Annotated in this window: 20 protein-coding genes and 1 rRNA gene; 8 read left to right on the top strand and 13 right to left on the bottom strand. The window is 70.1% G+C overall.

Translation table 11 applies throughout. The features are described 5' to 3' along the window. Positions 1 to 2 precede the first annotated feature (2 nt). The 3 genes from prpB to AC59HU_RS15300 all read right to left on the bottom strand — a co-directional run bounded on the left by prpB (position 3) and on the right by AC59HU_RS15300 (position 3,222). Positions 3 to 908, bottom strand: coding sequence for a methylisocitrate lyase (prpB, locus tag AC59HU_RS15290; RefSeq protein ID WP_497224277.1), 906 nt, complete (start codon positions 906 to 908; stop codon positions 3 to 5). Continuing rightward, a complete protein-coding gene (locus AC59HU_RS15295; RefSeq protein WP_497224278.1) occupies positions 908 to 2,416 on the bottom strand; it encodes an MmgE/PrpD family protein in 1,509 nt (502 codons plus the stop codon). The genes prpB and AC59HU_RS15295 overlap by 1 nt, the downstream gene beginning before the upstream one ends. Before the next feature lie 134 nt (positions 2,417 to 2,550). After that, a complete protein-coding gene (locus AC59HU_RS15300) occupies positions 2,551 to 3,222 on the bottom strand; it encodes a GntR family transcriptional regulator (RefSeq protein WP_497224303.1) in 672 nt (223 codons plus the stop codon). A gap of 145 nt (positions 3,223 to 3,367) precedes the next feature. Between AC59HU_RS15300 and AC59HU_RS15305 the strand changes: the two genes are divergently transcribed. Further along, the gene (locus AC59HU_RS15305) at positions 3,368 to 3,703 is read left to right on the top strand and encodes a tryptophan synthase subunit alpha (RefSeq protein WP_497224279.1); all 336 of its coding nucleotides are present in this window, start codon (positions 3,368 to 3,370) and stop codon (positions 3,701 to 3,703) included. Positions 3,704 to 3,710: 7 nt separating this feature from the next. On the opposite strand, the gene AC59HU_RS15310 is transcribed toward AC59HU_RS15305, so the two are convergent. Then, the gene (locus AC59HU_RS15310; protein ID WP_497224280.1) at positions 3,711 to 4,001 is read right to left on the bottom strand and encodes a hypothetical protein; all 291 of its coding nucleotides are present in this window, start codon (positions 3,999 to 4,001) and stop codon (positions 3,711 to 3,713) included. Between the two features lie 103 nt (positions 4,002 to 4,104). Next, positions 4,105 to 4,263 carry a hypothetical protein gene (locus tag AC59HU_RS15315; RefSeq protein WP_497224281.1) on the bottom strand — a complete coding sequence of 53 codons (159 nt, stop codon included), beginning with the start codon at positions 4,261 to 4,263 and terminating at the stop codon, positions 4,105 to 4,107. A gap of 181 nt (positions 4,264 to 4,444) precedes the next feature. Between AC59HU_RS15315 and AC59HU_RS15320 the strand changes: the two genes are divergently transcribed. The 3 genes from AC59HU_RS15320 (at position 4,445) to AC59HU_RS15330 (ending at position 6,504) form a co-directional block, all read left to right on the top strand. Next, on the top strand, positions 4,445 to 4,849 hold the full coding sequence (locus AC59HU_RS15320; protein ID WP_497224282.1) for a hypothetical protein: 405 nt from the start codon (positions 4,445 to 4,447) through the stop codon (positions 4,847 to 4,849). A 65-nt stretch (positions 4,850 to 4,914) separates the two neighbouring features. Further along, complete coding sequence (gene mgrA, locus AC59HU_RS15325; protein ID WP_497224283.1) at positions 4,915 to 5,955, top strand: L-glyceraldehyde 3-phosphate reductase; 1,041 nt, start codon at positions 4,915 to 4,917, stop codon at positions 5,953 to 5,955. Positions 5,956 to 6,051: 96 nt separating this feature from the next. After that, the gene (locus tag AC59HU_RS15330; protein WP_497224284.1) at positions 6,052 to 6,504 is read left to right on the top strand and encodes a hypothetical protein; all 453 of its coding nucleotides are present in this window, start codon (positions 6,052 to 6,054) and stop codon (positions 6,502 to 6,504) included. Positions 6,505 to 6,562: 58 nt separating this feature from the next. Here the strand turns inward: AC59HU_RS15330 and AC59HU_RS15335 are convergent, their stop codons facing one another. From AC59HU_RS15335 to AC59HU_RS15365, 7 genes are all read right to left on the bottom strand, one after another. After that, positions 6,563 to 7,204, bottom strand: a complete 642-nt coding sequence (locus AC59HU_RS15335; protein WP_497224285.1) for a hypothetical protein — start codon at positions 7,202 to 7,204, stop codon at positions 6,563 to 6,565. 86 nt (positions 7,205 to 7,290) lie between these two features. After that, positions 7,291 to 13,605, bottom strand: a complete 6,315-nt coding sequence (locus AC59HU_RS15340) for a ThuA domain-containing protein (protein WP_497224286.1) — start codon at positions 13,603 to 13,605, stop codon at positions 7,291 to 7,293. 201 nt (positions 13,606 to 13,806) lie between these two features. Then, the gene (locus AC59HU_RS15345) at positions 13,807 to 15,042 is read right to left on the bottom strand and encodes an ROK family protein (protein ID WP_497224287.1); all 1,236 of its coding nucleotides are present in this window, start codon (positions 15,040 to 15,042) and stop codon (positions 13,807 to 13,809) included. A 98-nt stretch (positions 15,043 to 15,140) separates the two neighbouring features. After that, complete coding sequence (locus AC59HU_RS15350; RefSeq protein WP_497224288.1) at positions 15,141 to 16,352, bottom strand: ROK family protein; 1,212 nt, start codon at positions 16,350 to 16,352, stop codon at positions 15,141 to 15,143. 7 nt (positions 16,353 to 16,359) lie between these two features. Continuing rightward, entirely contained in the window at positions 16,360 to 17,361 is a 1,002-nt protein-coding gene (locus AC59HU_RS15355; protein WP_497224289.1) for a sugar phosphate isomerase/epimerase family protein, read from the bottom strand. A gap of 57 nt (positions 17,362 to 17,418) precedes the next feature. Further along, the gene (locus AC59HU_RS15360; RefSeq protein WP_497224304.1) at positions 17,419 to 18,558 is read right to left on the bottom strand and encodes a Gfo/Idh/MocA family protein; all 1,140 of its coding nucleotides are present in this window, start codon (positions 18,556 to 18,558) and stop codon (positions 17,419 to 17,421) included. A 174-nt stretch (positions 18,559 to 18,732) separates the two neighbouring features. Beyond that, a complete protein-coding gene (locus AC59HU_RS15365; protein ID WP_497224290.1) occupies positions 18,733 to 19,782 on the bottom strand; it encodes a substrate-binding domain-containing protein in 1,050 nt (349 codons plus the stop codon). A 265-nt stretch (positions 19,783 to 20,047) separates the two neighbouring features. Between AC59HU_RS15365 and AC59HU_RS15370 the strand changes: the two genes are divergently transcribed. Genes AC59HU_RS15370 through xylB form a run of 4 tightly spaced genes read left to right on the top strand, consistent with a single transcriptional unit; the run spans position 20,048 to position 25,291 of the window. Beyond that, complete coding sequence (locus AC59HU_RS15370; RefSeq protein ID WP_497224291.1) at positions 20,048 to 21,568, top strand: sugar ABC transporter ATP-binding protein; 1,521 nt, start codon at positions 20,048 to 20,050, stop codon at positions 21,566 to 21,568. 41 nt (positions 21,569 to 21,609) lie between these two features. Continuing rightward, a complete protein-coding gene (locus AC59HU_RS15375) occupies positions 21,610 to 22,620 on the top strand; it encodes an ABC transporter permease (RefSeq protein WP_497224305.1) in 1,011 nt (336 codons plus the stop codon). Between the two features lie 51 nt (positions 22,621 to 22,671). Further along, positions 22,672 to 23,862 carry a xylose isomerase gene (xylA, locus tag AC59HU_RS15380; protein WP_497224292.1) on the top strand — a complete coding sequence of 397 codons (1,191 nt, stop codon included), beginning with the start codon at positions 22,672 to 22,674 and terminating at the stop codon, positions 23,860 to 23,862. A 16-nt stretch (positions 23,863 to 23,878) separates the two neighbouring features. Further along, positions 23,879 to 25,291 (top strand): xylulokinase, encoded by a 1,413-nt coding sequence (gene xylB, locus AC59HU_RS15385; protein WP_497224293.1) that lies wholly within the window; start codon positions 23,879 to 23,881, stop codon positions 25,289 to 25,291. 56 nt (positions 25,292 to 25,347) lie between these two features. Here the strand turns inward: xylB and rrf are convergent. Continuing rightward, positions 25,348 to 25,421: ribosomal RNA gene (gene rrf / locus AC59HU_RS15390) — 5S ribosomal RNA — on the bottom strand; the annotation flags it as partial.

The raw sequence follows: 25,421 nt of genomic DNA on the forward strand, positions 1-25,421 counted from the left end.
CCTCAGCGAGCGGTCGGGACGTCGAAATTGAAGACGGAGGTGTCGAAGGCGTTGTACGACTCGTAGTCGAGCAACTCGTACAGCCTCGCACGCGTCTGCATGCCGGGCACCTCTCTCGCGAGTGAACCTTCGGCGACGAGTGCGTCGAGCCCGCGCTCGGCGGCGCCCATCGCGATCCTCAGCAGCGACACCGGGTAGATCACGAGGTTGACGCCGACGCTCTCGAGCTGCTGCACGGAGAACAGCTCGCTCTTGCCGAACTCGGTCATGTTCGCCAGGATCGGCACGTCCACCGCCGCACGCACGGCCTCGAATTCGGCGAGGTCGGCCATCGCCTCGGGGAAGAGGGCGTCCGCTCCGGCGTCGACGAGCTGCTTGGCCCGGTCGATCGCGGCTCCGAGCCCGTCGACCCCGCGGATGTCGGTGCGCGCCATGATGAGCAGGTTCGGGTCGCGCCGCGCATCCGCCGCCGCCCGGATGCGCTTGACCGCCGTCTCCGAGTCGACCACGGCCTTCCCGTCGAGGTGGCCGCATCGCTTGGGGTTCACCTGGTCCTCGATGTGCAGGCCGGCGAGCCCGGCGTCCTCGAGGGTCTGCACTGTGCGGGCGACGTTCATCGGCTCGCCGAAACCGGTGTCGGCGTCGATCAGGGCCGGCAGGTCGGTCATCCGGGCGATCTGGGCACCGCGGCCGGCGACCTCGGTGAGCGTGGTGAGCCCGATGTCGGGCAGGCCGAGGTCGGCCGCGATCACGGCGCCGGAGATGTAGACCCCCTCGAAGCCCTTCTCCTGGATCAGGCGGGCCGACAGCGGGTTGAAGGCCCCGGGCATCCGGAGCAGGCGGCCGGAGGAGAGCGCCGCGCGGAACGCGGCGCGCTTCTCGGCGGCGGGAACGGTGGAGTACAACATCAGAAGAGGCCCTTCGGGGTCGGGTACTGCTCGAGGAGGCCGGGCCGGGCCGCAACCGTGAGCCCGGCGAGCTCGTCGGGGCCGAGCTCGGGCAGACGCTGCACCAGCGTCAGGAAGCGGTCGATCTCGGCATCCTCGACCACACCCTCGGCGAGGGTCTGGAACTTCGTGACGTAGTCGGCTCGGGCGAACGGCCGAGCACCGAGCGGATGCGCGTCGGCGACCGCGATCTCGTCGGTGATCGTGCTGCCGTCGTGCAGGATGATCTCCACCCGACCGCCGAAGGCCTTCTCGGCCGGGTCGACCGAGTGGTAGCGCCGGGTCCACTCCGGGTCCTCCAGGGTGCGCACCCGGTTCCAGAGCTCGACCGTGTCGGGTCGGCCCGCCCGCTCGGGCGCGTAGGAATCGACGTGGTGCCAGGCGCCGTCCTGCAGCGCGACCGTGAAGATGTAGGGGATCGAGTGGTCCAGCGTCTCGCGCGAGGCCGTCGGGTCGTACTTCTGCGGGTCGTTCGCCCCCGAGCCGATCACGTAGTGGGTGTGGTGGCTGGTGTGGATCGTGACACTGCCGACGTTGGCCGGGTCGACGAGCTCCGGATGCTCGTGGTGCAGCTTCCGGGCCAGGTCGATCCAGGCCTGTGCCTGGTACTCGGCCGAGTGCTCCTTCGTGTAGGTGTCGAGGATGCCGCGCTTGGCCTCGCCGCGCGCCGGCAGCGGAACGGAGTACCGCGCCTCGGGGCCGTCGAGCAGCCAGGCGATCACGCCGTCCTCGCCCTCGTAGATCGGGGTGGGGCTGGTCTGGCCGCGCATCGCCCGGTCGACGGCCTCGACCGCCATCTTGCCGGCGAAGGCGGGGGCGTGCGCCTTCCAGGTGGAGATCTCGCCCTTGCGCGACTGGCGGGTGGCGGTCGTGGTGTGCAGCGCCTGGCCGATGGCCTGGAAGATCGTGGTCGTGTCGAGCCCGAGAAGCGTGCCGATCCCGGCCGCGGCCGAGGGGCCGAGGTGGGCGACGTGGTCGATCTTGTGCTTGTGCAGGCTGATCCCGCGCACCAGGTCGACCTGGATCTCGTAGCCGGTCGCGATGCCGCGCACCAGGTCGGCGCCGGCCGAGCCCCGGTGCTGGGCGACCGCGAGGATCGGCGGGATGTTGTCGCCCGGGTGCGAGTACTCGGCGGCCAGGAAGGTGTCGTGGTAGTCGAGCTCGCGCACCGCCACGCCGTTGGCCCAGGCGGCCCATTCGGGGCTGTACCGCCCGCCGACCCCGAAGACGGTCGACCCCGGGGTGTAGGGGTGATCGAGGGCCTGGGCCCGCGCGGCGATACCGGGGGCCCGGGTGATCGAGGCGGTCGCGACGGCCGCGTTGTCGATCATCCGGTTGATCACCATCTCGGTCACGTCGTCGGGCACGGCCACGGGGTCGGTCGCGACCTCCGCGATCTTCCAGGCCAGCTGGTCCTCGCGGGCCAGGTTCTCATCGCTGCGGTGAACCCGCACCTCGTGCTGTTCCATCGGGGTGGTCTCCTTCATCGGCGGGGCCGGTCGTCGGGTGGGGCGGTGGTCGGTGGTGCAGGTCAGGGGGCGGGCTCAGTGGGTCGGGGTCGGGCAGTCCGGTTCGGCGAGCGGCTCATCGGGCCCGGTGCGGCTCATCGGGTCGGGCTCATCGGCGTCGCCGGCAGCTGCACGAGCGAGCCGAGCGTCGATCTGAGGCTCCGGTGCAGGTGCACCCGCGTCGCGTCGACCGCGAGCGCCGCGTCGCCGTCGACGATAGCGTCGATGATCAGCAGGTGCTCCCGGGCCGCCTCGAGCAGTCGGGCCGGGTTGTCACGAGACAGCCGCCGGATGCGCACGAGGTGCGTCCGCACCCCGGCGAGCGCCTGCACCAGGAAGGGGTTCTGCACGGCGACGTCGACCGCTCCGTCGAAGCGCGCGACGAGGTCGTAGTAGGCGTGCCGCCCGGGATCGGGGTCGGCCAGGAGCGCCGGCACCTCGCGCAGCTGGTCCTGCAGCTCGAGGAACGGCGGCAGCTCGCGCCGCCGGGCCGCGAGAGCGGCGGCCTGGGCCTCGAGCGCCTGGCGGAGCTCGAAGAGCTCAGTGACGTTCTCGGCGGAGACCGGCGAGACGATCAGACCGCGGCCGCCCTGGGGCTCGGCGAGGCCGTCGGCGACGAGCCGGGCGAGCGCCTCCCTGACCGGGGTGCGCGAGATGCCGAGGCGGCTGGAGAGCTCGACCTCGGCGAGGATCGTGCCCGGCGCGAGATCCCACGCCAGGATCTCGGATCGCAGCACCGAGTAGGCCGTCTCACTTGCCCGCGCCATCACGCTCCGATCCTCATGTATACAGTGAGGTCAGGATACTCCCGCCTCGGACCCACCTCAAGCGGATTTTGCAGTGCGCTGTATACACAGAGCCTGAGAGTTCCTCCGGTTCGAGCTTCACAGATCAGACGCCTAGGCTCGAGACGTGAACGACTTCGAGCATCCCCCGCGGGGGCGGGCGAGCCTCGAGGTGCTGCGTGCCGAGGCCGCCGACGAGCTCGAGACGATCGTGCACGAACGACTGCTGGCGGGCGAGGACCCATGGGAGTTCATGGAAGAACTGCCCACCGTCGACGAGCTCGTGGTCTATCTGCTGCGCGCGGATTCCATCACCGAGAACGGCGGCGCCCGGCCCACCTCGGCCCGCGACTACCGGGTGCTGCGACAGATCGCGCTCGACCACCCGGGGCTGACCCGTTCGGTCTGGCGCCTGATCGGCGAGCTCGACGCGCACTCGGCCGACTCCCGTCGAACGGCCTGACGGTCGATCAGCCTCGGCGGAAGACCTCGGTCAGGCGGCGCCAGGCCGACGGCCGACCCACCGCATCCGCCTCGCCGCCGCGCTCCTGCACCTGGACGTGCTGCTCGACCCGGATCGCATCTACCAACACGGGTTCGACGATCAGCGCACCGGATTCGCTGCGGAACGGCGCCTCGGGGGCGAGGGACGGTCGCCCGCTCGCGATCCAGCCGAGGTACGCCGTATAGGGATCCGACGGATCCGCGGTCTGCAGAGAGGCGCTCTGAGGAGACGATCGACGGTACTGTCTGAACGCCATCGCTTCCTCCCTGGGAGAATCGTCCCCTGAACAGGCTCGATTTGCAGCACCGAGGGCGTTTCGTTACCTGTTCGTTTCATTCAAGGCCCTGGTCGGGCCCGGGTTACGCCGTCAGTCGAAGCTCGTCACGACGGATGTCGAAAGAGACCACGAGCCCGTCGCCCCGGCACTCGGTGCAGAGGGTGACCTCGTCGATCTCGAAGGACTGGACCGGGTCGGCGCCGGACCCGTCGCAGCGGTCGCAGGTGTCGTATTCGTTCATGCGGCCATTGTCCGCCGCACCTCCGACATTGGAAGCGCCCACGCCGAGCACCCACCGTTCCCTCGGCGACCATGGGGACTTCTCCCCATCGCCCGCCCCGGCCCCGCCGCCTAGCCTCGATATCCACGGGAACTCCTCATCGCGAAGGGGGCTCCCCTCTGGGACGGAAGGACGCGCAACGATGACCCGATCCGGTGCCGTCGGCCCCGCCGACGACGAGACCTTCGAGCAGTTCCTCTGGGAACTCGACGTCACCCGAGCCAACCCCGACCGCCCCGATCCCCGTCTCCGCACCGCCTCCCCCTCCACCCGCTCCTGGACCGTCGCGACACCGCCCGATACGGCCCCTCCCGTCGCCACTCCTCCTGCCCCCTCGTCTCCCGTCTCCGCGCCTCCCGTCGCTGCCCCGCCCGTCTCCGCCCCACCCGACACCGCCCCGCCCGTCGCCGACGCCCGCCCGCCGCGCGCGCCCCGCCGCACCCCCCGCCGCGCGCGCGTCCCCGCCCTCGCGATCCTCCGCATCCTCGCGGCCGCCTGCCTGCTCGCGGGCACGGCCCTGCTGGTCACCATCGCCCTCACCCGCTGACCGCGACAGCGAGGCCGTGCGAGCGCGACCGTGCGACCGAGCCGCGGATGCGGAAGACTCGGGTCATGACGTATCTCGCCGCCGACACCCGTTACGAATCCCTCCCCTACCGCCGCACCGGCAAGAGCGGCCTCCTCCTGCCGGCCGTCTCCCTCGGCCTCTGGCAGAACTTCGGCGACGTCACGCCGCTCGACACCCAGCGCGCGATCCTCCGCCGCGCCTTCGACCGCGGCGTCACCCACTTCGACCTCGCCAACAACTACGGCCCGCCCTACGGCAGCGCCGAGACCAACTTCGGCCGCGTCTTCGCGGAGGACTTCCGGCCGTACCGCGACGAGCTCGTCATCTCGACCAAGGCCGGCTACGACATGTGGCCCGGCCCCTACGGCAACTTCGGTTCGCGTAAGTACCTCCTCTCCTCGCTCGACCAGTCGCTCGAGCGGATGGGCCTGGACTACGTCGACATCTTCTACTCCCACCGCGCCGACCCAGACACCCCGCTCGAGGAGACGATGGGCGCGCTGCACACCGCCGTGCAGTCGGGTCGAGCCCTCTACGCCGGCATCTCGAGCTACTCCCCGGAGCGCACCCGCCGGGCCGCCGAGATCCTGGCCGACCTCGGCACGCCCCTGCTCATCCACCAGCCCTCCTACTCGATGTTCAACCGCTGGATCGAGGACGGCCTGCTCGACACCCTGGGCGAGCTCGGCGTCGGCTGCATCGCCTTCTCGCCGCTGGCCCAGGGCCTGCTGACCAGCCGCTACCTCGACGGTGTGCCCGAGGACTCGCGGGCCGCCAAGGGCGGGTCGATGTCGACCTCGATGATCTCGGACGAGACGCTCCAGCGGGTGCGGAGCCTGAACGAGATCGCCGGGAGCCGCGGACAGACCCTCGCCCAGCTCGCCCTCTCCTGGGCCTTGCGCGACGAGCGGGTGACCTCGGTGCTGATCGGCGCCTCCTCGGTCTCGCAGCTCGACGACAACCTCGCGGCGGTCGAGCATCTCGACTTCACCGACGACGAGCTCGCCCGCATCGACGAGTTCGCGGGCGACCGCGACCTGAACCTCTGGGCGCCCTCCAGCGCGGTTCCGGCCGAGACCGCCTGAGGCCGGCCCAGACCACCTGAGGTCGGGCAGACCCCCAGCGGCCGGCCCAGACCGCCCGAGGTTGGGCAGACCGCCTCAGCCGGGCATGATGGAACGGTGAACAGGCACGGCGCGGGCGCCCTCCTCGGCGCGATCGCGCTCGGGTCGATCCTCACGCTGTCCGGATGCATGACCTCGGCCGACTGCCCCGAGACCACCTGGTCGAACCAGGCCTCGGTGACCCTCGACGGCGACGTGACCTCGGTCGACCACGTCGAGCTGTGCGCCGGCGACTCCTGCTCGGCCTACGACGCCGGCACCGGCACACCGACGCCCTCGCCCGGTGCCGACGCCTCGAAGACGCCCTACACGGCCACGCGGATCGACGACCACGACTGGCGGATCACGACGAAGACCGACACCCCCGACACGGTCACCGTCCGCGCCTACGACTCCGTCGGGCACGTCCTGATGGAGAAGACGGTGGCCCTCACCTGGAAGCAGGTGGGCGGAACCCCGGAGTGCGGCGGCGAGCACACGGCCCCGCCCGTGCGCTTCGACATCGGCTGACGCGCCGCAGCCGGCCGGGACACCCACCCACTGGCGTCCCGACCGGCTGCGATCCCCCTCAGCGGCCTGCGGCGGCCCTTCTCCGCCAGAGCAACGCACCGACGACCAGGGCGGCGATCACCACGACGCCCACCCCGGCCCACAATGCGACCGCGAGGCCCGAGACCCCTCCGGTCGACGAGCCCTCCGCACCGGATGACGCGGGCTCCCCGGATCCCGCCTCGGCGTCGGCGCCGGCCTCGGCCGACGTGGCCGCGGACGCGTCCTCGGCAGTGGACGCCCCGTCCCCATCCCCGTCCTCCGAGACGATCGACTCCCCCGGCTGGATCGGCGGCGCCAGCGGCGCCACCGTCACGTCCAGCGTCGAGGTCACCGACTCCGGCGTCGTCGTGCTCACCGAGACCGCCCACTGCCCTTCGGCGAGGAACGGCTCGGGCGTGACCCAGACCCCTTCGCCCTCGGGCGAGGAGATCAGCGCCACCGGCCCGGCCGTCGTGCCGTCGGGCGCGACCGCGGTGGCCACGGGATCGATGATGCCCGAGACCGCGTGCCCGTCCTCCAGATAGGTGGCCGTCACGCTCAGCCCGCCCGCCCCGTCCGGGGCGATCGAGAGCTCGAACGGCCCGCCGTGCGCCGACGCGGGTGCGGCGGAGACCAGCGAGAGCACCAGGAGCACCATCGCGGCGACGAACCCCGCCACGGCGGCGCCCACAGGGCGGAGACGGTTCCGGACGCCGGCAGGCGCCGGGACCGAAGTCCCGGCGCCGCCGTGCCCTGATCGGCCGGTCACTCGCTCATCCGCTTGCGGCGGATGTCGACGAGCAGCAGCCCGCCGAGCCCGCCGATGAGCAGGATGAGCGCCAGCGGCAGCATGGTCACCCAGCCATCCGCACCCGTGTTGGCGAGACCGCTGCCCACCGAGGATCCGGGCTGGCCCGCGACACCCGGCTTGGCCGGCGTCAGCGGGTTGCCGGGCGTGCCCGGGTTCTGGCCGTTGCCCTGACCCGGGTCGACGGCCGCCGCCGTCACGGTGAGCGCCTGGCTGGTGGCCAGCACGGTCTCGCCGCTGCGGATCACCACGTGGTGCTCACCGGTCTCGAACCCGGCCGGGACGGCGAAGGTGAAGGTGAAGCCACCCTGCGCGTTCGCGGTCACCGCCCCGACCTGGATCGGCTCGGAGTAGAGCCACACCTGCAGCGACGCCCCGGGCGCGAACCCGGTACCGGTCACCGTGACGAGCTCGCCCTGACGCACCGAGCTGTCATCCAGCACGACCGTCGGAACCGGCTGGGGCTGCTCGCCCGCCGCCACCTGCACCGAGCCGGTGGTCCCCACGTTGCCGGCCAGGTCGACCGCCCGGTACGAGACCGTCTCCGCCGCCGTGCCGGCGACCGCGATGGCCGCCGAGTAGGTGCGCCAGGCGCCCTCGGTGTCGCCGCTCAGCCGGTACTCGATCCGGTCGACGCCACTGGTGGCGTCCTCGGCCGAGAGGGTGACAGTCCGGCCGTCGGCCGTTCCCGTCGCGGTCGGCACCACGGTGTCGATCCGCAGCACCCGGGTGGCGATGGGCGAGTAGTGACCGTCGCCGTCCGTCGCACGGAGCCGCAGGGTGGTCTCACCCTGGGCGTCGAGCACCAGCGGTCCGGTCAGGGCCGTGTAGGCCGTGCCGTCCGTGGAGTACTCGACGACGACCTCGGCGGCCTCGTCGGTGCTGGTGCCGGTGGCCGTGACGGTCACGGCTCCGGTGTACCAGCCGGCGAGGCCCGTCGGGTTCTCCGGCGAGACGACCGCACCGACCGTGACGACCGGCTCCTCGGGGTCGACCGGCACGGCCGGGACCTCGAGGGTCCCCTCCGCTCCGGCGTTGCCCGCCTTGTCCGTCGCACGATAGGTCACCGTCTGGGCGGTGCCGTCGACCGCGACCGGCGCGGAGTAGGTGAGCCAAGCACCCTCCCCGATCCGGTACTGGATGCTGTCGATGCCGCTGGTCGCATCCGTCGCGGTGATCGAGACGGTGCGGGCGGTGCCGTCCACGACGAGCTGGGCCGCCGCATCCGGTGCCGTCTTGTCGACCTTGAAGCTGACCGATCCGGTCACCGTCGTGTGCCCGGGGGCCGAGGCGCGGTACTGCACCGTGTGGGTCCCGTCGGTGGTGACGATGGCGGGAGTGGTGTACTCCAGCCAGCCGGCCCCGTCGACGTTGTACTCACGGTAGACCGTGCTGGTCCCGCCGCCCTCGGTCTGCACCGCGACCGTGACCGCCTGGGTGTACCAGTCGTTCAGGCCGTTCGGCGCCGCCGGGGTCACCGTCGCGGAGACCGTCACCGGTTCCTCCGGCACGTCCGCCCCGACCACGTGGAAGTAGTCGAACGCGGCCGTGTTCGAGACCTGGCCCTGCGCGGAGTTGCCGAGTGCGAAGAGCCCGACGCGGGCCCCGCCCAGTCCGGGGTTGGTGAGCGTGTCCGCGATCTGCGTCCAGGTCACCCCGTCCGAGCTGTACCAGCCGGTGTAGACGTCGGCCGCCTTCGACAGCCGCAGCCACACGGTCCCGTTCGCCGGCGCCGGGGCGTTCGGCTGCGGGTTCTGCACGACTCCGCCGATCTCGCTGCGCATCTCGAGGTTCCGGGTGATCGCCGATCCCCCCTCGTTCGTCGCGACGATGTCGATCTTGACGTAGTTGTCGTCGTCACCGTGGAGGATCAGACCACCCTGCTGGTAGCGGCGGTCGAGGTCGGCGGCGTCGACCTTGGTCTCCACCGTCCACTCGTCGCCGGCCGGCTGGGGCTGCAGCACGAAGTTCGGCACTCCGGCGTCGCCGCCGTAGATGTCGTTCGGCGTGGTGTCGATCCGCAGCGCTCCATCGGAGACGCGGTAGCCGGCCGGCTGCTCGTTCACGACGGTCCAGCGGCAGGCGTTCAGCGTCGAACCGTCGAACTCGTCGTCCGGGGTCTCGGCCACAGCGGTGTCATCGGGCGTGATGCTGAACCAGTCGAACTCGGCATTGATGACCGCGGGGGTCGATCCCGAGTTGGCGAACGACGCGAGGCCGATCTTCGGGTTCACGATGCCCGCGAGGGACTTCGTCTCCGCCATGGCGATCCAGGTGGTCCCGTCAGCCGAGTACGAGGCGTTCAGGTTGGTGCCGTCACTGGTCATCCGCACGAAGAAGGTGTCGGGGAACGCCGCACCGAGGTTGGCCGAGTTCGAGGCCGCCACCTCGTTCGGGGTTCCGTTCTCCTCCCTGATGTACTGGAAGACCCGCTGTGCGGCATCACCGGTGGTGCCGCGGCTCTGCATCACGAACTTCGCGTAGTTGTCGTCATCGCCGTAGACGATGAGACCGGCCTGCTGGTACTGCGAACGGGCCTCGAAGGTCACCTTGGTGGTGGCCTGCCAGGCGCCCGAGGGCAGATCCTGCAGCGTGATGTTCGGCACGGTTCCGGCACCGGCACCGTAGATGTCGGTCTTCGACGCCGGGATCACCAGCGCGCCGTCCTCCACCCGCATGTCCTGCGTGGGCCGGATGATGCTGGTCCACCGGGAGGTGTCCAGCGTGGTTCCGTCGAAGCCGTCCGAACGACCGGTCAGGCACAGGGTGTCGCCCGGCACCGAGACGGTGATCGTCTGGCTCTTCTCGGTGTAGCCGTTCTGCTCGTCGTAGACGCGCACCCGCAGCTCGTAGGTCCCCGGCTCGGTGTACAGCACCTGTCGGGTCGCCTCGCCGGCGACGAAGCCGCCGCCGAGTCCGTCGTCCCAGCGGTAGCTGACAGCGGTCCCCTCGGGATCCGTCGCGGTCACCGTCGCGTCCACCACCAGCGGGGCGTTGCCGCTCGTCGGCGTCGCCGCGAGGGTCACGACCGGCGGCGAGTTCGAGTCGACGCCGTCACCGCCCCAATTCAGGTAGTTGACGTTGACGCCGCCCTGCGTGAGCACGAAGTACACCGTCCCGGTCTCCGCCGGCAGTCCGCCGTCGAAGTTCGCGGTGAAGTCGGAGTACGTCTGCCAGTCGGCGACACCCGCCTTCAGGGTCGGAGTGAACGGCAGGGTGGCGAGCAGCTGCCCGTTCACCGGGTCGTTCCAGCGCACCTGGATCGTGCCGGGGCCGTCGAAGCCCTTGGCCAGACGCATCGTGACGCTGTCCATCCCCTTCAGATTGATCGGGGAGTACGACCACCAGTCGCCCTCCTCGACGAAGCCGAGGCTCTTGCCGCCGCCGGCGCTGTCGCCGGTGGTCTCGACCTTCACTCCGTCGTCGGGCCCGCCGGTTCCGTTGACCCGGCCGGTCTGGTCGAAGTACTCGGCCTCCATGTGGGTGGAGTTGAGCACGTGGGTGGCGTAGCCGGTCTGCGGCACACCGACCGCTCCGCCGTCGTCGGTGTAGTTGACGTTGACGACCCAGAACAGGTTCGCCTCGAGGCCGTGGCCGGCGTCGCGGGCGGTCGGGAAGCTCCCTTCGCAGCCGTGGATCTCACCGAAGTCGTGGTTGTGCGAATCGTGGCCCAGGGCCGGGATCAGCGTCACCTTCTCGCAGTCGACGGGACCACTCGCATCCGGGTCGTTGACCGTCACCTTGTATGCGATGTCGTCACCCCAAGTGAAGAAGCCGCCGTTCTCGGGGAACTCGATCGAGACCTGGGGCGTGGCGTTGCCGACCACGATGCGCACGTTGGCGATCGCGGTCTTGCCGTCCTCATCCGTCACCGTGAGACGCGCGGTGTAGTCGCCGTTCGTCGTGTAGGTGTGCGCCGGGTCGGCCTCGGTGGTCGTCGCCGAGCCGTCTCCGAAGTCCCACTCGAGAGTGAAGGGCTTCGAGATCGGATGCCGCGTGCCCTCCGAGGAGAACTGCACCGCGAGCGACGGACCGGGTCCGTTGGTCACGTCCGCGGAGGCGCGGGCGATCGGCGAGGGGTTGGCCTGCACGTAGTCGACCCGGTAGACGCCGGAGTTGGCGTTGTTGCCACCGAACTCCGAACCCCAGTCGATCACGTAGAGCGCACCGTCGGGACCGAACTCGAAGTCCATCGGCTTGTTGAAGCCCTTCGACGGGTCGAAGATGCCCGGCAGCATCCGGTTGATGTCCTGGATCTGCGTGTGACGCGCTGCGGTGTCGGTGTCCTCGTTGAGCTGGAAGGAGTACATCTTGCCCTGGTTCCACTCGGCGAACATCGCCTTGCCGTCCCAGTACTCCGGCCATTTGGTCTCGGAGGGGTTGTCGGCGTCGTACCGGTACACCGGGCCGCCCATCGGGGCGCCGCTGTTGCCGATCTCCTGGTAGATGGCCGTCTGGCCGTTCTCGGTCCACCACTCCGGCACGATCACCGGGGGCAGGTTCGTCAGCCCCGTGTTGTTCGGGCTGTTGTTGACGATGGCGGCCGGGTTGAATTCTGCGCCGGAGGTGCCGGTGCTGAAGTTGTAGTCCTTGTAGCACTTCACGCCGACGCAGAAGGGCCAGCCGTAGTTGCCGGGCTGCTTCACGATGTTCCACTCGACGGTGCCACCGGGCCCGCGGGCCGTGCTGGCGGAGCCGGCGTCGGGGCCGTAGTCGGCCACCATCAGGTTGTTCGTGTACGGGTCGAGCCCGATGCGGAACGGGTTCCGGAAGCCCATGGCGTAGATCTCGGGGCGGGTCTTGCCGGTCGAGTCGCTCGCCTCGGCGAAGAGGTTGCCCTCGGGGACGGTGTAGCCGCCGGCGTCCGTCGGCGTGATCCGGAGGATCTTGCCGCGGAGGTCGTTGGTGTTGCCCGCGCTGCGCTGGGCGTCGTAGTCCTGGCGTCCGCCGCGCTCGTCGATGGGCGCGTAGCCGTCGGACTCGAACGGGTTGGTGTTGTCACCGACCGCGAGCACCAGGTTGCCGTCGTTGTCGAACAGCATGTCGCCGCCGGCGTGGCAGCAGGTGTTCCGCTGCGTGGTGACCTTGAGCAGCGCCTTCTCGGAGGCCGGGTCGAAGGTCTTCGAGGCCGGGTTGTAGGTGTAGCGCGAGATGCGGTTGTGCGGCCCGTCGCTTCCGACGTCTGCTGGCGCCCAGTAGACGTAGACCCAGTTGTTGGTCGAGAAGTCGGGGTCGAGCACGATGCCGAGCAGCCCGTCCTCGTTCGCCTGGGTCACCGGGAGCGCCAGCGCCGTGCTGGTCTCGCGCGAGACGGGGTCGATCCGCTGCACGCGGCCGTTGCGCTCGGCGTAGAACACGGTGGAATCCGAGGCCACGTCCAGCGCCATCGGGTTGCCGGTCTCGGTGTCCAGCGGCACCAGCTCGTAGCTGCCCGTCTGGCTCGCGCTGCAGTCGGCCGACTGCACGCCCGCGGCGGTCTTGATGCCGCCGAGCAGGTGTCCGAGGAAGGCCGGGTCGGCGAACGAGGCGTCGGTGTGGCCGCCGCCGGTGTACCAGCTGCGACCGCCGTCGTAGTTCTGGCACCAGGTGGTCGGGTGGTCGATGCCCATCGTGCCGCCGGTGTACGAGCTCTCGTCGAGCGAGGCCAGCACGTGCACCGTGTCACGCGGGTTCGAGCGGAAGTTGTACCACTCGTCGAAGCGGTCCCAGGTGTCGCCGAGACCGGCGGTCGAGGGATGCGCGTGGTCCTCGATCTCGACCGTGGCGTTCTGCTCGGCGGGGTGGCCGGCGAAGTAGGCGCCGACGAGCTTGCCGTACCAGGGCCAGTCGTACTCGGTGTCGGATGCGGCGTGCACGCCCGCGTACCCGCCGCCGGCCTCGATGTACTCCTCGAAGGCCGTCTGCTGCGTCGCGTCGAGCACGTCACCGGTCGTGGAGAGCCAGATCACCGCGTCGTACTGCGCGAGGTTGGCCTCGGTGAAGGAGGCGCCGTCCTCGGTGGTGTCGACCTGGAAGTCGTTCTCCGTGCCCAGTTTCTGGATCGCGGCGATACCCGCCGGGATCGAGCCGTGGCGGAAGCCCGCGGTCTTGGAGAAGACCAGGACCTTGAAGCCCGGTTCGGCGGCGAGCACGGGATCGCCGGGAGCGGCGACCGTGCTCGCGTTCGCGGCCCCTCCGGCGGCCAGGGCGCCACCGGCGACCATGGCGAAGGCGGCGAACGAGGCGACCAGCCTCGAACGCCACGACGGCTTGTGTTGGACGACTCTGTTCAACGTGGATCCACCCCTCGGTTCACGTGCGCGCTGCGATGCGCGCTCGACACTGGTGCCGATGGTACGGAGGCTTTTGTTGTCCGTCAAGCCAAATAGAGAGAATACGGCGATTGTGCGCGCAAAGGCGTCAAAGAGCGACGCAGAGCGCAGCAGCAGGGTCGCAAAAAGGCGGTTTGTTGATAGGCCAGATTAACTGGTTTGTCAAGCACCGATCGAGAGGGTGGCTCCCGCCGGGTCGGCCAGCACGGGCGCGAAGGCCAACTGGGCCGCGCCGATGGCCAGCAGATCCGGGCCGAGCGAGGAGCGCGTGATCCGCACCGATTCGCGCGAGCCCATCATCGCCGAGCGTTGCACGGCGTCCGTGATCTGCTCCGGTGCGACCTCGAACAGCGACCCGAGGAACCCGCCCAGCACGATCAGCTCCGGGTTGAAGAGGTTCACGATGTTCCGCATGGTCACGGAGAGGTACTCCGCCTGCCGGCTCACCAGTTCGGCGAGCGCCGGGTCCACCCCGTCAGGGTCCGCGAAGCGCTGTCGCAGCACCTCGTCGAGCTCGACCGCGCGGTCGCCGGGCAGGCCCAGTGCATCCAGCAGCGCCGCCCGGGTCACCTCGGTCTCGAGGCAGCCGCGCGCACCGCAGTGGCAGAGGATGCCGTTGCTGTTCACGAGGGTGTGGCCGAGCTCGCCGGCATAGCCGTTCTGGCCGGTGAGCAGCGAGCCGTTGCTCACCACTCCCCCGCCGATGCCGCTGGCCCCGCCGTTGAGGTAGACCAGGTTGCGCACGCCCCGGCCCGCACCGAACATGCTCTCGCCGAGGGCGCCGACCGCGGCGTCGTTGGCGGCGTAGACGGGGAGGCCGAGTGCGGCGGAGAGCTTCTGCGACAGCGGCTCGTCGTGCCAGCCGAGGTGGGGGGCGAGGTTCACCAGGCCGTCGCCGGCGCGCACGAGACCGGGCACCGCGAGTCCCACGCCGACGGTGGAGTACGCCGAATCGAGCTCGCCGCGCATGCCCGCGACGACGGCCGAGACGATGTTGACCACCTCGTCGACCTCGGGGATCCGCACCGTGGAGTAGCGGATGCGCTTGACCACCTGGCCGCCGAGGGCGACGAGCGCGATCGACACCGCGTCCAGCTCCGGGTTGACCGCCAGCGCGACCGTGTGGCGCCCGGGGGCGATCACGAGGCTGGGGCGCCCGACCTGGCGCTTGGTGTCCGGCTCGGACTCGGTCACGAGGCCGAGGCTGACCAGCTCGGCGACGAGGGCGCCGATCGTGCTGCGGTTCAGGCCCGTGGCCCGGGTGAGCTCGGCGCGGGTCAGCGATCCGGCCGCGTTCACCAGCTTCAGCACCGTGGAGAGGTTGTTCCGCCGCACGTCGTCGAGGTTGTTGCCCCGGGGCCCTGCCTTGGCGGAGATCGCCGTCGTGTCGTGCGCCATCTGACCCGCCATCCTCTCCGCCGGGGGGCGGCGAAGATCGAGGTCCCTCGTCGCCTCATTGAACAAGGACTCGATATTAGCAGGGTCCGTGCAACAAATTATCCACGGCCGAGGATGACGCCGGCCGGGTCGGCGAGCACCCCCGAGAAGGCGAGTTCCGCCGCGCCGATCAGCAGCAGATCGGCTCCCAGCCGGGCGGTGATGATCTGCGCCACCTGGGCCGATCCGTCGAGCGATTCCCCGCTCACCCGGTCGTTCAGTCGCTCGGGATCGAGCGCGTAGACCGTGGCGAGGAACCCGCCGAGCACGATCCGCTCCGGGTTCAGCACGTTCACCGCGTTGCGGAGGGCGACGGCCAGGAAGTCGAGCTGCCGTCGCACCTCCGCCATCGCCGCCGGATCCGGCGAGGCGGCGAGCGCCTCGCCGAGTTCGTCGTTGTCGGCGCTCTCGAGCCCGACCACGGCGAGCAGCCGCTTCTTCGCGACCTCGACCTCGAGGCAGCCGATCGCCCCGCAGTGACAGCGCTCCCCGTCGGAGTTGACGAGGGTGTGCCCGAGCTCGCCGGCGTACCCGTCGGTGCCGGTGAGCAGCGTCCCGCCCGCGACCACTCCCCCGCCGATCCCGCTCGAGCCGCCGTTCAGGTACAGCAGGTCGAGCGAGCCCTGACCGGCTCCGAAGATGATCTCCGAGCCTGCGCCCAGCGAGGCGTCGTTGGCCGCCCAGGTCGGATAGCCGGTCGCCAGCGCCACCATCTGCGCGATCGGCTCGTCGACCCAGCCGAGGTGCGGCGCGTACTTCACCTCGCCGTCCTCGGCCCTCACCAGGCCGGGCACCGCCATCCCGATGCCCACGATCCGGTAGGAGTGCTCGAGCTCGGCGCGCATCCCGTCGATGACCGCCGCCGACACGCGAGCGACCTCCCCCGCCGTGGGTACCCGGTCGGTCTCGTAGCGGATGCGGCGGATGACCCGGCCGCCCAGTCCAACGAGCCCGATGGTGATCGCGTCGATCTCCGGGTTGATGGCGAGCGCGGCGGTCGACGCGTTCGCGTGCACCTCGGGGCTGGGCCGGCCGACGTTGGTGCTCGCGGTCGGCGAGGTCTCGTAGAGCAGTGCGAGATCACTGAGCTGGCTCGTGAGGTTCGCCACGGTCGACCGGTTCAACCCGGTGACCCTGGCGAGCTCCGCGCGCGTGAGGCTTCCGCGGTGATGCACGAGCGAGAGCACCAGCGAGAGGTTCGTCCGCCGGGTCTGGTCGTTGCTCGTCGCAGAACTCGCCGCCCCGAAGACGGGCGGTTCGGTCAGTGACATGGGCTGCTCAGCGAGCGCTGAAGGCCGCGTCGAACGCCGCAGCGGGCGCGTCGAAGGCGAGCTTCTTCACGAACTCGAGCGCTTCGGGCGCCCCGACGAGCCGGTCCATCCCGGCGTCCTCCCACTCGACCGAGATCGGGCCGTCGTAGCCGATCGCGTTCAGGGCGCGGAAGCTCTTCTCCCAGGGCACGTCGCCGTGGCCGGTCGAGACGAAGTCCCAGCCGCGCCGAAGATCGGCCCAGGCCAGGTGCGAGCCGAGCCGGCCGTTGCGGCCGTTGCCGGTGTTCATCTTCACGTCCTTGCAGTCCACGTGGTAGATCAGGTCCGCGAACTCGAGGATGAAGCCGACCGGGTCGAGCTCCTGCCAGACGAAGTGGCTCGGGTCCCAGTTCAGGCCGAAGGCCTTCCGGTGCCCGATGGCGTCCAGCGTGCGCACGGTCGTCCAGTAGTCGTAGGCGATCTCGCTCGGGTGCACCTCGTGGGCGTACCGCACACCGACCTCGTCGAAGACGTCGAGGATCGGGTTCCAGCGGTCGGCGAAGTCCTGGTAGCCGGCGTCGATCAGCTCTTGCGAGACGGGCGGGAACATCGCGACGTACTTCCAGATGCTCGAACCGGTGAAGCCCACGACCGTCTTCACGCCGAGCTTGGCGGCGAGGCGGGCGGTGTTCTTCATCTCCTCGGCGGCCCGTTGGCGCACGCCCTCGGGATCGCCGTCGCCCCAGACCACGTCGGGCAGGATGTCGCGGTGCCGCTGGTCGATCGGGTCGTCGCAGACCGCCTGGCCCTTGAGATGGTTCGAGATCGCCCAGACCTTGAGGCCGTGCCGCTCGAGCAGGTCGAGCTTTCCCTGCACGTACTCCTCGTCGTCCCAGCGCCAGGGATCGAGGTGGTCGCCCCAGCAGGCGATCTCCAGACCCTCGTAGCCCCAGCCGGCGGCGAGCCGCGCGACCTCCTCGAGGGGCAGGTCGGCCCACTGGCCGGTGAAGAGGGTGATCGGTCGAGACATCGTCGTACTCCTTATATATGGGGATGCCGGTGGATGGGGATGCCGAGGTGGCCCGGGTCAGACGGTCGTCCAGGCGCTGCCGGCGTCCGAACTCGCCTCGACGGCGGCGAGCACCCGCTGCACCCCGAGGCCGTCCGCGAACGAGGGGGTGGGCTGCACCCCCGAGGCGATCGCCTCGACGAAGTCCTTGGTCTGGTGCGAGAAGCCGTGCTCGTAGCCGAGCATGTGACCGGCCGGCCACCAGGCGCCGACATACGGATGCTCGGGCTCGGTCACCAGGATCTTCGTGAACCCGCGGGTGGCCGGGTCGGCCGTCGCGTCGTAGAACTCGAGGGCGTTCAGGTCTTCGAGGTCGAACGCGATCGCGCCGGCCGAGCCCGAGACCTCGATCCGGAGCGCGTTCTTCCGCCCCGTGCTGAACCGGCTGGCCTCGAACGAACCGAGCACGCCGTCGTCGAAGCGGGCGGTGAACAGGGCGAGGTCGTCCACCGTGACGGTTCCGCGCTCGGTGGAGGCGGTGCCCGAGAGCCCGACGGAGTCCGCCAGCAGCGGCCGCTCGCCCACCAGCGTCTCAACGATCCCGGAGACCCCGGCGATGGATCGCCCGGTGATGAACTGCGCGAGGTCGATGGCGTGGGCGCCGATGTCACCGAGCGCCCCCGAACCGGCCTTCTCCTTGTCGAGTCGCCAGGTCATCGGCGCCTCCTCGTCGGCCAACCAGTCCTGCAGGTAGGCCGCGCGCACCTGGCGCACGGTCCCGATCCGGCCGGCGGCGACGAGGTCGCGCGCGAAGGTGACCGCCGGCACCCGCCGGTAGGTGAAGCCGACCATGGCGAACACCCCGCGCGCGGCGGCGGCCTCGGCCACGGCCGCCATCTCCTCGGCCTCCTCCACCGTGTTGGCGAGGGGCTTCTCGCAGAGCACGTGCTTCCCGGCTGCGAGCGCCTCGATCGCGATCTCCGCGTGGCTGTCGCCGGGGGTGACGATGTCGATCACGTCGATGTCGGGCCGGGCGACGACCTCGCGCCAGTCGGCGGAGGCCTCGGCCCAGCCCCACCGGGCCGCCGCCTCCTCCGTCCGTGCGAGGTCGCGCCCCACCACGACGGCCATCTCGGGCCGGCGGGGCAGATCGAAGAAGCGGGGCGCGACGCGCCAGCCCTGCGAGTGGGCGGCGCCCATGAAGCCGATGCCGATCATCGCCACCCGGAGCGGTCTGTTCTCGGTCACTGTCTGAAGGTCCTTCCGGAGGTAGCGGCGGTCGGCTGCTGTGAGCGGTAGTCGGCCGCGATGGTCGGTGGTCGGCCGCGGTGAGCGGTGGTGACGGAGCCGGGCCCGTGAGCGCTCTGCCCACGGGCCCGGCGGGAGCGGTTCCTAGGACTCGAACGCGCTCGGCAGGTACAGGTCGACGTTGTCCTTCGTCACGACCGGAGCGTAGAGCTGGATCTTGCGCGGGACGGCGCCCTCGACGAGGTCGCTCATGCCCTTGTTCTGCACGATCAGGCGAGCCAGGCTGATGCCGTCCGCGGCCTGCGTCGACGGGTAGATGACCGTCGCCTTCAGCACGGTGTTGTCGGCCTGGATGTCGCGCATGACGTTCGCCGAGCCGGCGCCGCCGACCATGAAGAACTCGTCGCGGCCCGCGGCGCCGATGGCGGCGAGGACGCCGACGCCCTGGTCGTCGTCGTGGTTCCAGATCGCGTCGATCTTGGGCGCGGCGGCCAGCAGCTGCGATGCGGCCGCCTCACCGCCCTGCACCGTGAAGTCCGCGGCGACGCGGTTGTTCACCTTGAGGCCGCAGTCGTCCAGCGCATCCGCGAAGCCCTTGCTGCGCTCCTGGGTGAGCGGCAGGCTGTCGATGCCGGCGATCTCCGCGACGACCGGGTTCGACTTCCCGTCCAGCTGCTCGCAGATGTAGGTACCGGCGCTCACGCCCATGCCGTAGTTGTCGCCGAGGATCGTGGTGCGCGCGGCGAAGGTGCTGGAGAACTCGCGGTCGACATTGATCACGGGGATTCCGGCGTTCATCGCCTTGATGGCGACGTCGGTGAGAGCGGCGCCGTCGGTCGGCAGCAGCACGATCGCGTCGACCTTGTCGTTGATGAAGGTCTCGACCTGGCTGATCTGCAGGTTGGCGTCGTTGGTGCCCTCCGCCACGACGAGGTTGACGTCGGGGTACTTGCCGGCCTCGGCGATGGCGGCGGAGTTGATGGCGCCGAGCCAGCCGTGGTCGGCGGCGGGGCCGGAGAAGCCGATCGTCATGGTCTCGCCGGTCGCGGCGTTGTCCTCGACGGTGTTCTCCTGAACGGCGGCGGTGGTCGATCCCGAACCGCCCGAGGTGCATCCGGTCATCAGCGCGATCGCCGTGATCGAGACGCCGGACGCGAGCAGCACCCGGCTGCGCAGCGTGCGTGGTGAAAGCATTGTTCCTCCTTGGTTGTGAATGCAGATGCCTGCGCGACAACGTGGAGGTGCCCGTCCACATTGACGTTTCATGCAACATAACAGAGCCATCATCATTTGTCGCCAGTGTTTTCGTTGCGTAACGATCACGATCCTCGGCTAGCGGGATGGCAGCAACAAACCTTTACATGGCGCAACTATGCGGATGTGGTCTCCCCAGCGACATCTCCAAAACACCTTTCGGCATTTTGCTGCATGCCCACAACAATTCTGCTACTTTTCCACCATGATCAATGACGACCAGGTGGTGCCGCTGCTCACGGTGCGCGGGCTGACGAAGTCCTTCGCCGGCGTGCAGGCGCTCAAAGGAGTGGATCTGGAGATCCTCCCGGGCGAGGTGCACTGCGTGCTCGGCCAGAACGGTGCAGGCAAGTCGACGCTCATCAAGACCCTCTCCGGGGTCAACCAACCCGATGCCGGCGAGATCGTCTGGCGCGGTGAGCCGATCTCGATCAGCGACCCGGTGGCCGCGCTCGAGCTCGGCATCGCGACGATGTACCAGGAGCTCGACGTCGTCGACGGCCTGAGCATCGCCGAGAACATCTTCCTCGGCCACGAGAACGCCCGCGGCGGCATCACGCAGCGCCGCAAGACGGCGCGCGCGGCCCAGCAGATCATGGCGCGCCTGGGTCACGGCTCGCTCCCGGTGAACCGCGAGGTCGGGTCGCTGTCGGCGGCCAACAAGCAGATCGTGAGCATGGCCCGCGCCCTCAGCCACGACACCCGCCTGATCGTGATGGACGAGCCCTCCGCGGTGCTCGACTCCGAAGAGGTCAAGAACCTGTTCCGCGTGGTCCGCGAGCTCACCGCCGCCGGGATCGCCGTCATCTACATCTCGCACCGGCTCGAGGAGATCCGGCAGATCGGCGACCGGATCACCGTGATCAAGGACGGCCGCACCATGGCGACCAACCTCTCGGTGGCCGAGACCCCCACGCAAGACCTCATCCGCCTGATGACCGGGCGCACGGTCGAGAACGTCTTCCCGCCGGCTCAGCCGATCGCCCCCGACGCGCCCGTCGTGCTCTCGGTGCGCGACCTCGGCCTCCGTGGCGTCTTCGACGACGTCAGTTTCGACGTGCGCGCGGGCGAGATCGTCGGGCTCGCCGGGCTCGTGGGCTCCGGCCGCTCCGAGATCATCGAGACGGTCTACGGCGCCCGCAAGGCCACCACCGGAACGGTCAGCGTCGCCGGCCGCCCGATCGCGGCCGGCTCCGTCCGCGCCGGGGTGCACGCGGGCATGGGCCTCTCGCCGGAAGAACGGAAGAGCCAGGGCCTCATCCTCGACGAGCCGGTCTACCGTAACGTCACGCTCGCGACCTTCACCCGCTGGGCGCGGGGCGGCCTGCTCAACGAGCGCGCCGAACGCTCCGCGGCCCGGGCCCAGCTCGAAGCCCTCGAGCTCCGCCCCGCCGATCCTGACCGCGCGGCCCGCACCCTCTCCGGCGGCAACCAGCAGAAGATCCTCCTCGCCCGGTGGCTCGTGCACGGCACCCGCGTGCTGCTGCTGGATGAACCCACGCGCGGCGTCGACGTCGGCGCGCGGGCCGAGATCTACAGCCTCATCCGCGATCTCGCCGCCCAGGGCGCGGCGATCGTCGTGATCTCCAGCGAGATCGAAGAAGTCCTCGGCCTCTCCGACCGCGTGCTCGTGGTCGCCGAGGGCCGCGTCATCCACACCACCGATGCCAGTGAGATCGACGAGCACGGCGTGCTCGATCTGGTCATGAAAGGAAGTGCCGCGTGAGCGAGCAGAACCCGACCGCGGTCGCGAACGACGAGTTCCACATCTCCGGCGGCCTCCCTCCGGAGGAGCGCCGGCCGAATCCGCTGAACCGCATCCTCGGCGGCTCGGCCGGGCGCAGCATCGGCCTGATCATCGCCCTGGTCGCGCTGTTCCTGGTCGGCACCATCACCGCGGGCGACCGCTTCGCCAATTACGAGAACGTGCTCACGATCATCCGCTTCGCCTCGATCACCGGCGTGATCAGCATCGGGATGACCTTCGTCATCACCGCGGGCGGCATCGACCTCTCGGTCGGTTCGGTGATGGGGCTCGCGACCGTCGTGGCCACGCTGTCGTGGATCCAGGACTTCGCGAACGACACCAACTGGATCGTGATGGTCGTGATCGCCCTCGCGGTCGGGGCCGGAGCCGGCTTGATCAACGGGATCGTGATCGCCTACGGCAACGTGGTCGCCTTCATCGCGACGCTGGCGATGCTGGTGGCGGCGCGGGGCCTCGCCGAGGTGCTGGCGAACCGCACGACGCAGATCGTCAAGGTGCAGGGCTTCCTCGACTTCTTCCGCTCCGACATCCTGGGCATCCCGATCCTGATCTGGATCTTCGTGCTCGTCATCGTGGCCGGCTGGTTCCTGCTGAACCGCACCACCTTCGGCCGTCGCACGGTCGCGATCGGCGGCAACCTCGAGGCCGCGCGGCTGGCCGGCATCAAGGTCAAGCGCCACATCATGTACCTCTACGTGCTCGCGGGTCTGACCGCCGGAATCGCCGGCGTGATGATGCTCGGCCGCACCACGGCGGGCACCTCGACCCACGGCACGCTCTACGAGCTCGACGCGATCGCGGCGGTCGTGGTCGGCGGCACGCTGCTGGTCGGCGGTCGCGGCACGATCATGGGCACCGTGCTCGGTGTGCTGATCTTCTCGACGCTCACGAACGTCTTCACCCAGAACAACCTCTCCACTTCCGTGCAGGCCATCGCGAAGGGTGCGATCATCGTGGTCGCCGTCCTGCTCCAGCAGCGCTTCGCCGCTCGCGCCGCCCGCAAGAAATAGCTCGCACCACCGTTTCGAAAACCAGCTCCACCCTCTGAGAGAAAGCCCATCATGACACTCACGCCCACTCGCGACGACAAGTTCTCCTTCGGTCTCTGGACCTTGGGCTGGGCCGCGCAAGACCAGTTCGGCGGCGCGACCCGCCCGCCGCTCGACACCGTCGAGGCCGTCGAAGGGCTCGCCGAGCGCGGTGTCTGGGGCATCACCTTCCACGACGACGACCTGTTCCCCTTCGAGTCGACGGATGCGGAGCGCCAGCACGAGATCGACCGACTGAAGAAGGTGACCGGTGACACGGGCGTCGTCGTCGAGATGGTGACCACGAACCTGTTCTCGCACCCGGTCTTCAAAGACGGTGGCTTCACCTCGAACGACCGGGCGGTCCGCCGGTTCGCGCTCCGCAAGGTGATCCGCAACATCGACCTGGCCGCCGAGCTCGGTGCGACGACCTTCGTGATGTGGGGCGGCCGTGAGGGCAGCGAGTACGACGCGGCCAAGGACATCCAGGGCGCGCTCGCCCGCTACCGCGAGGCCGTGAACCTGCTCGGCGACTACGTGGTCGAGAAGGGCTACGACCTGCGCTTCGCGATCGAGCCCAAGCCGAACGAGCCCCGCGGCGACATCCTGCTGCCGACGGTGGGCCACGCGCTCGCCTTCATCTCGACGCTCGAGCGCCCCGAGCTGGTGGGCCTCAACCCCGAGACCGGTCACGAGCAGATGGCCGGCCTCAACTTCACCCACGGCATCGCCCAGGCGCTGGATGCGGGCAAGCTGTTCCACATCGACCTCAACGGCCAGCGCGGCGTCAAGTTCGACCAAGACCTCGTGTTCGGCCACGGCGACGTGCAGAACGCCTTCTCGCTGGTCGACCTGCTGGAGAACGGCGGCCCTGACGGCACGCCTTCCTACAACGGCCCCCGCCACTTCGACTACAAGCCCTCCCGTACCGAGGACGCCGCGGGCGTCTGGGCCTCGGTCGAGGCGAACATGCGGATGTACCTGCTGCTGAAGGAGCGCGCCGCCGCGTTCCGCGCCGACCCGGCCGTGCAGGAGGCCTTGGCCGCGTCGAAGGTCGCCGAGATCGCCGTGCCGACCCTGAACGAGGGCGAGAGCTACGACGACCTGATCGCCGACCGCTCGGCCTACGAGGACTTCGACGCCGCCGCCTACTTCGGCGGCAAGGGCTTCGGCTTCGTGCAGCTGCAGCAGCTCGCGCTCGAGCACCTGCTCGGCGCCCGCTGATCGCCGCGCGCCCTCGATGAGCCTGGTCGCCGGCGTCGACTCCTCGACGCAGAGCTGCAAGATCGTCATCCGTGACGCGGAGACCGGGCGGATCATCCGCGCGGGCCGCGCCGCCCACCCGCCGGGCACCGAGGTCGACCCCGGTGCCTGGTGGGAGGCCCTGCTCACGGCCGTCGCGGATGCGGGAGGACTCGACGACGTCGACGCCCTCGCGGTCGGCGGCCAGCAGCACGGCATGGTGGTGCTGGACGACGCGGGCCGCGTCATCCGCCCCGCCCTGCTCTGGAACGACACCCGATCCGCGGCCGCCGCGGCCGCGCTGATCGAGGAGTTCGGGGCCACCGCCCTCGCGCAGCGCACCGGCTCGGTGCCCGTCGCCTCCTTCACCGCGACGAAACTGCGGTGGCTTCGGGATGCGGAGCCCGAGTCGGCGGCACGCGTCGCGGCCGTCGCCCTCCCCCACGACTGGCTCACCTGGCGTCTGCGCGGCTACGGCCCTGCCGGCGAGAGCCCGCTCGGCCAGGTGCTCGACGAGCTGGTGACCGACCGATCGGATGCGAGCGGAACCTCCTACTGGAACCCCGCCACCGGAGAGTACGACCTCGAGCTCGTCGAGGCCGCCCTCGGCCGGATCCCCGTGCTCCCCCGCGTGCTCGGTCCGCTCGAAAGCGCGGGAACCACCGTCGACGGAGTAGCCGGCATTCCCGCGGGCATCGTCGTCGGAGCCGGGGCGGGCGACAACGCGGGCGCCGCCCTCGGACTCGGCGCCGGTGTCGGCGACGTCATCGTCTCGATCGGCACGAGCGGCACGGTCTTCGCGGTCACCGATCGGCCAGCTCAGGACACGACCGGCACGGTCGCGGGCTTCGCCGACGCCTCGGGCGCCTATCTCCCGCTCGTGGCGACGCTCAACGCCGCCCGCGTGCTCGACTCGATGGCCGAGCTGCTCGGGGTGGACCACGACGAGTTCGGCCACCTGGCACTCGAGGCCCCCGCCGGATCGGACGGCCTGGTGCTGCACCCGTACTTCGAGGGCGAGCGCACCCCGAACCTGCCGGACGCCACGGCCACCCTGTCAGGCATGACCCTCCGCTCGACCACCCGGAGCCACCTGGCACGGGCGGCCATCGAGGGCCTGCTCTGCGGTCTGGCCGACGGCCTGGATGCACTCCGTCGCGTGGGCGTCGAACCGCGCCGCACCCTGCTCATCGGCGGTGCTGCGCTGAACCCCGCCGTGCAGGCCGTCGCGGCCCAGGTGTTCGGGGTGCCGGTGTCGATCCCCGCTCCGGGCGAGTACGTCGCCGCCGGCGCTGCACGACAGGCCGCAGCAGCACTGACCGGCGCCTGGCCGGAGTGGTCGACGAGCATCGAGCGCGAGCTGCCGGCCGACGAGCGCCCGATCATCCGGACGCAGTACGCGGCCGGCTGAGCGGCTGTGGGTTAAAAGCGAAAGGGCCGCCCAATGGGCGGCCCTTTCTAAGTTAAGTCCGGCGGTGTCCTACTCTCCCACAAGGTCCCCCTTGCAGTACCATCGGCGCTGAGAGTCTTAGCTTCCGGGT

The sequence above is a fragment of the Herbiconiux sp. 320_LB genome, from assembly GCF_059691755.1.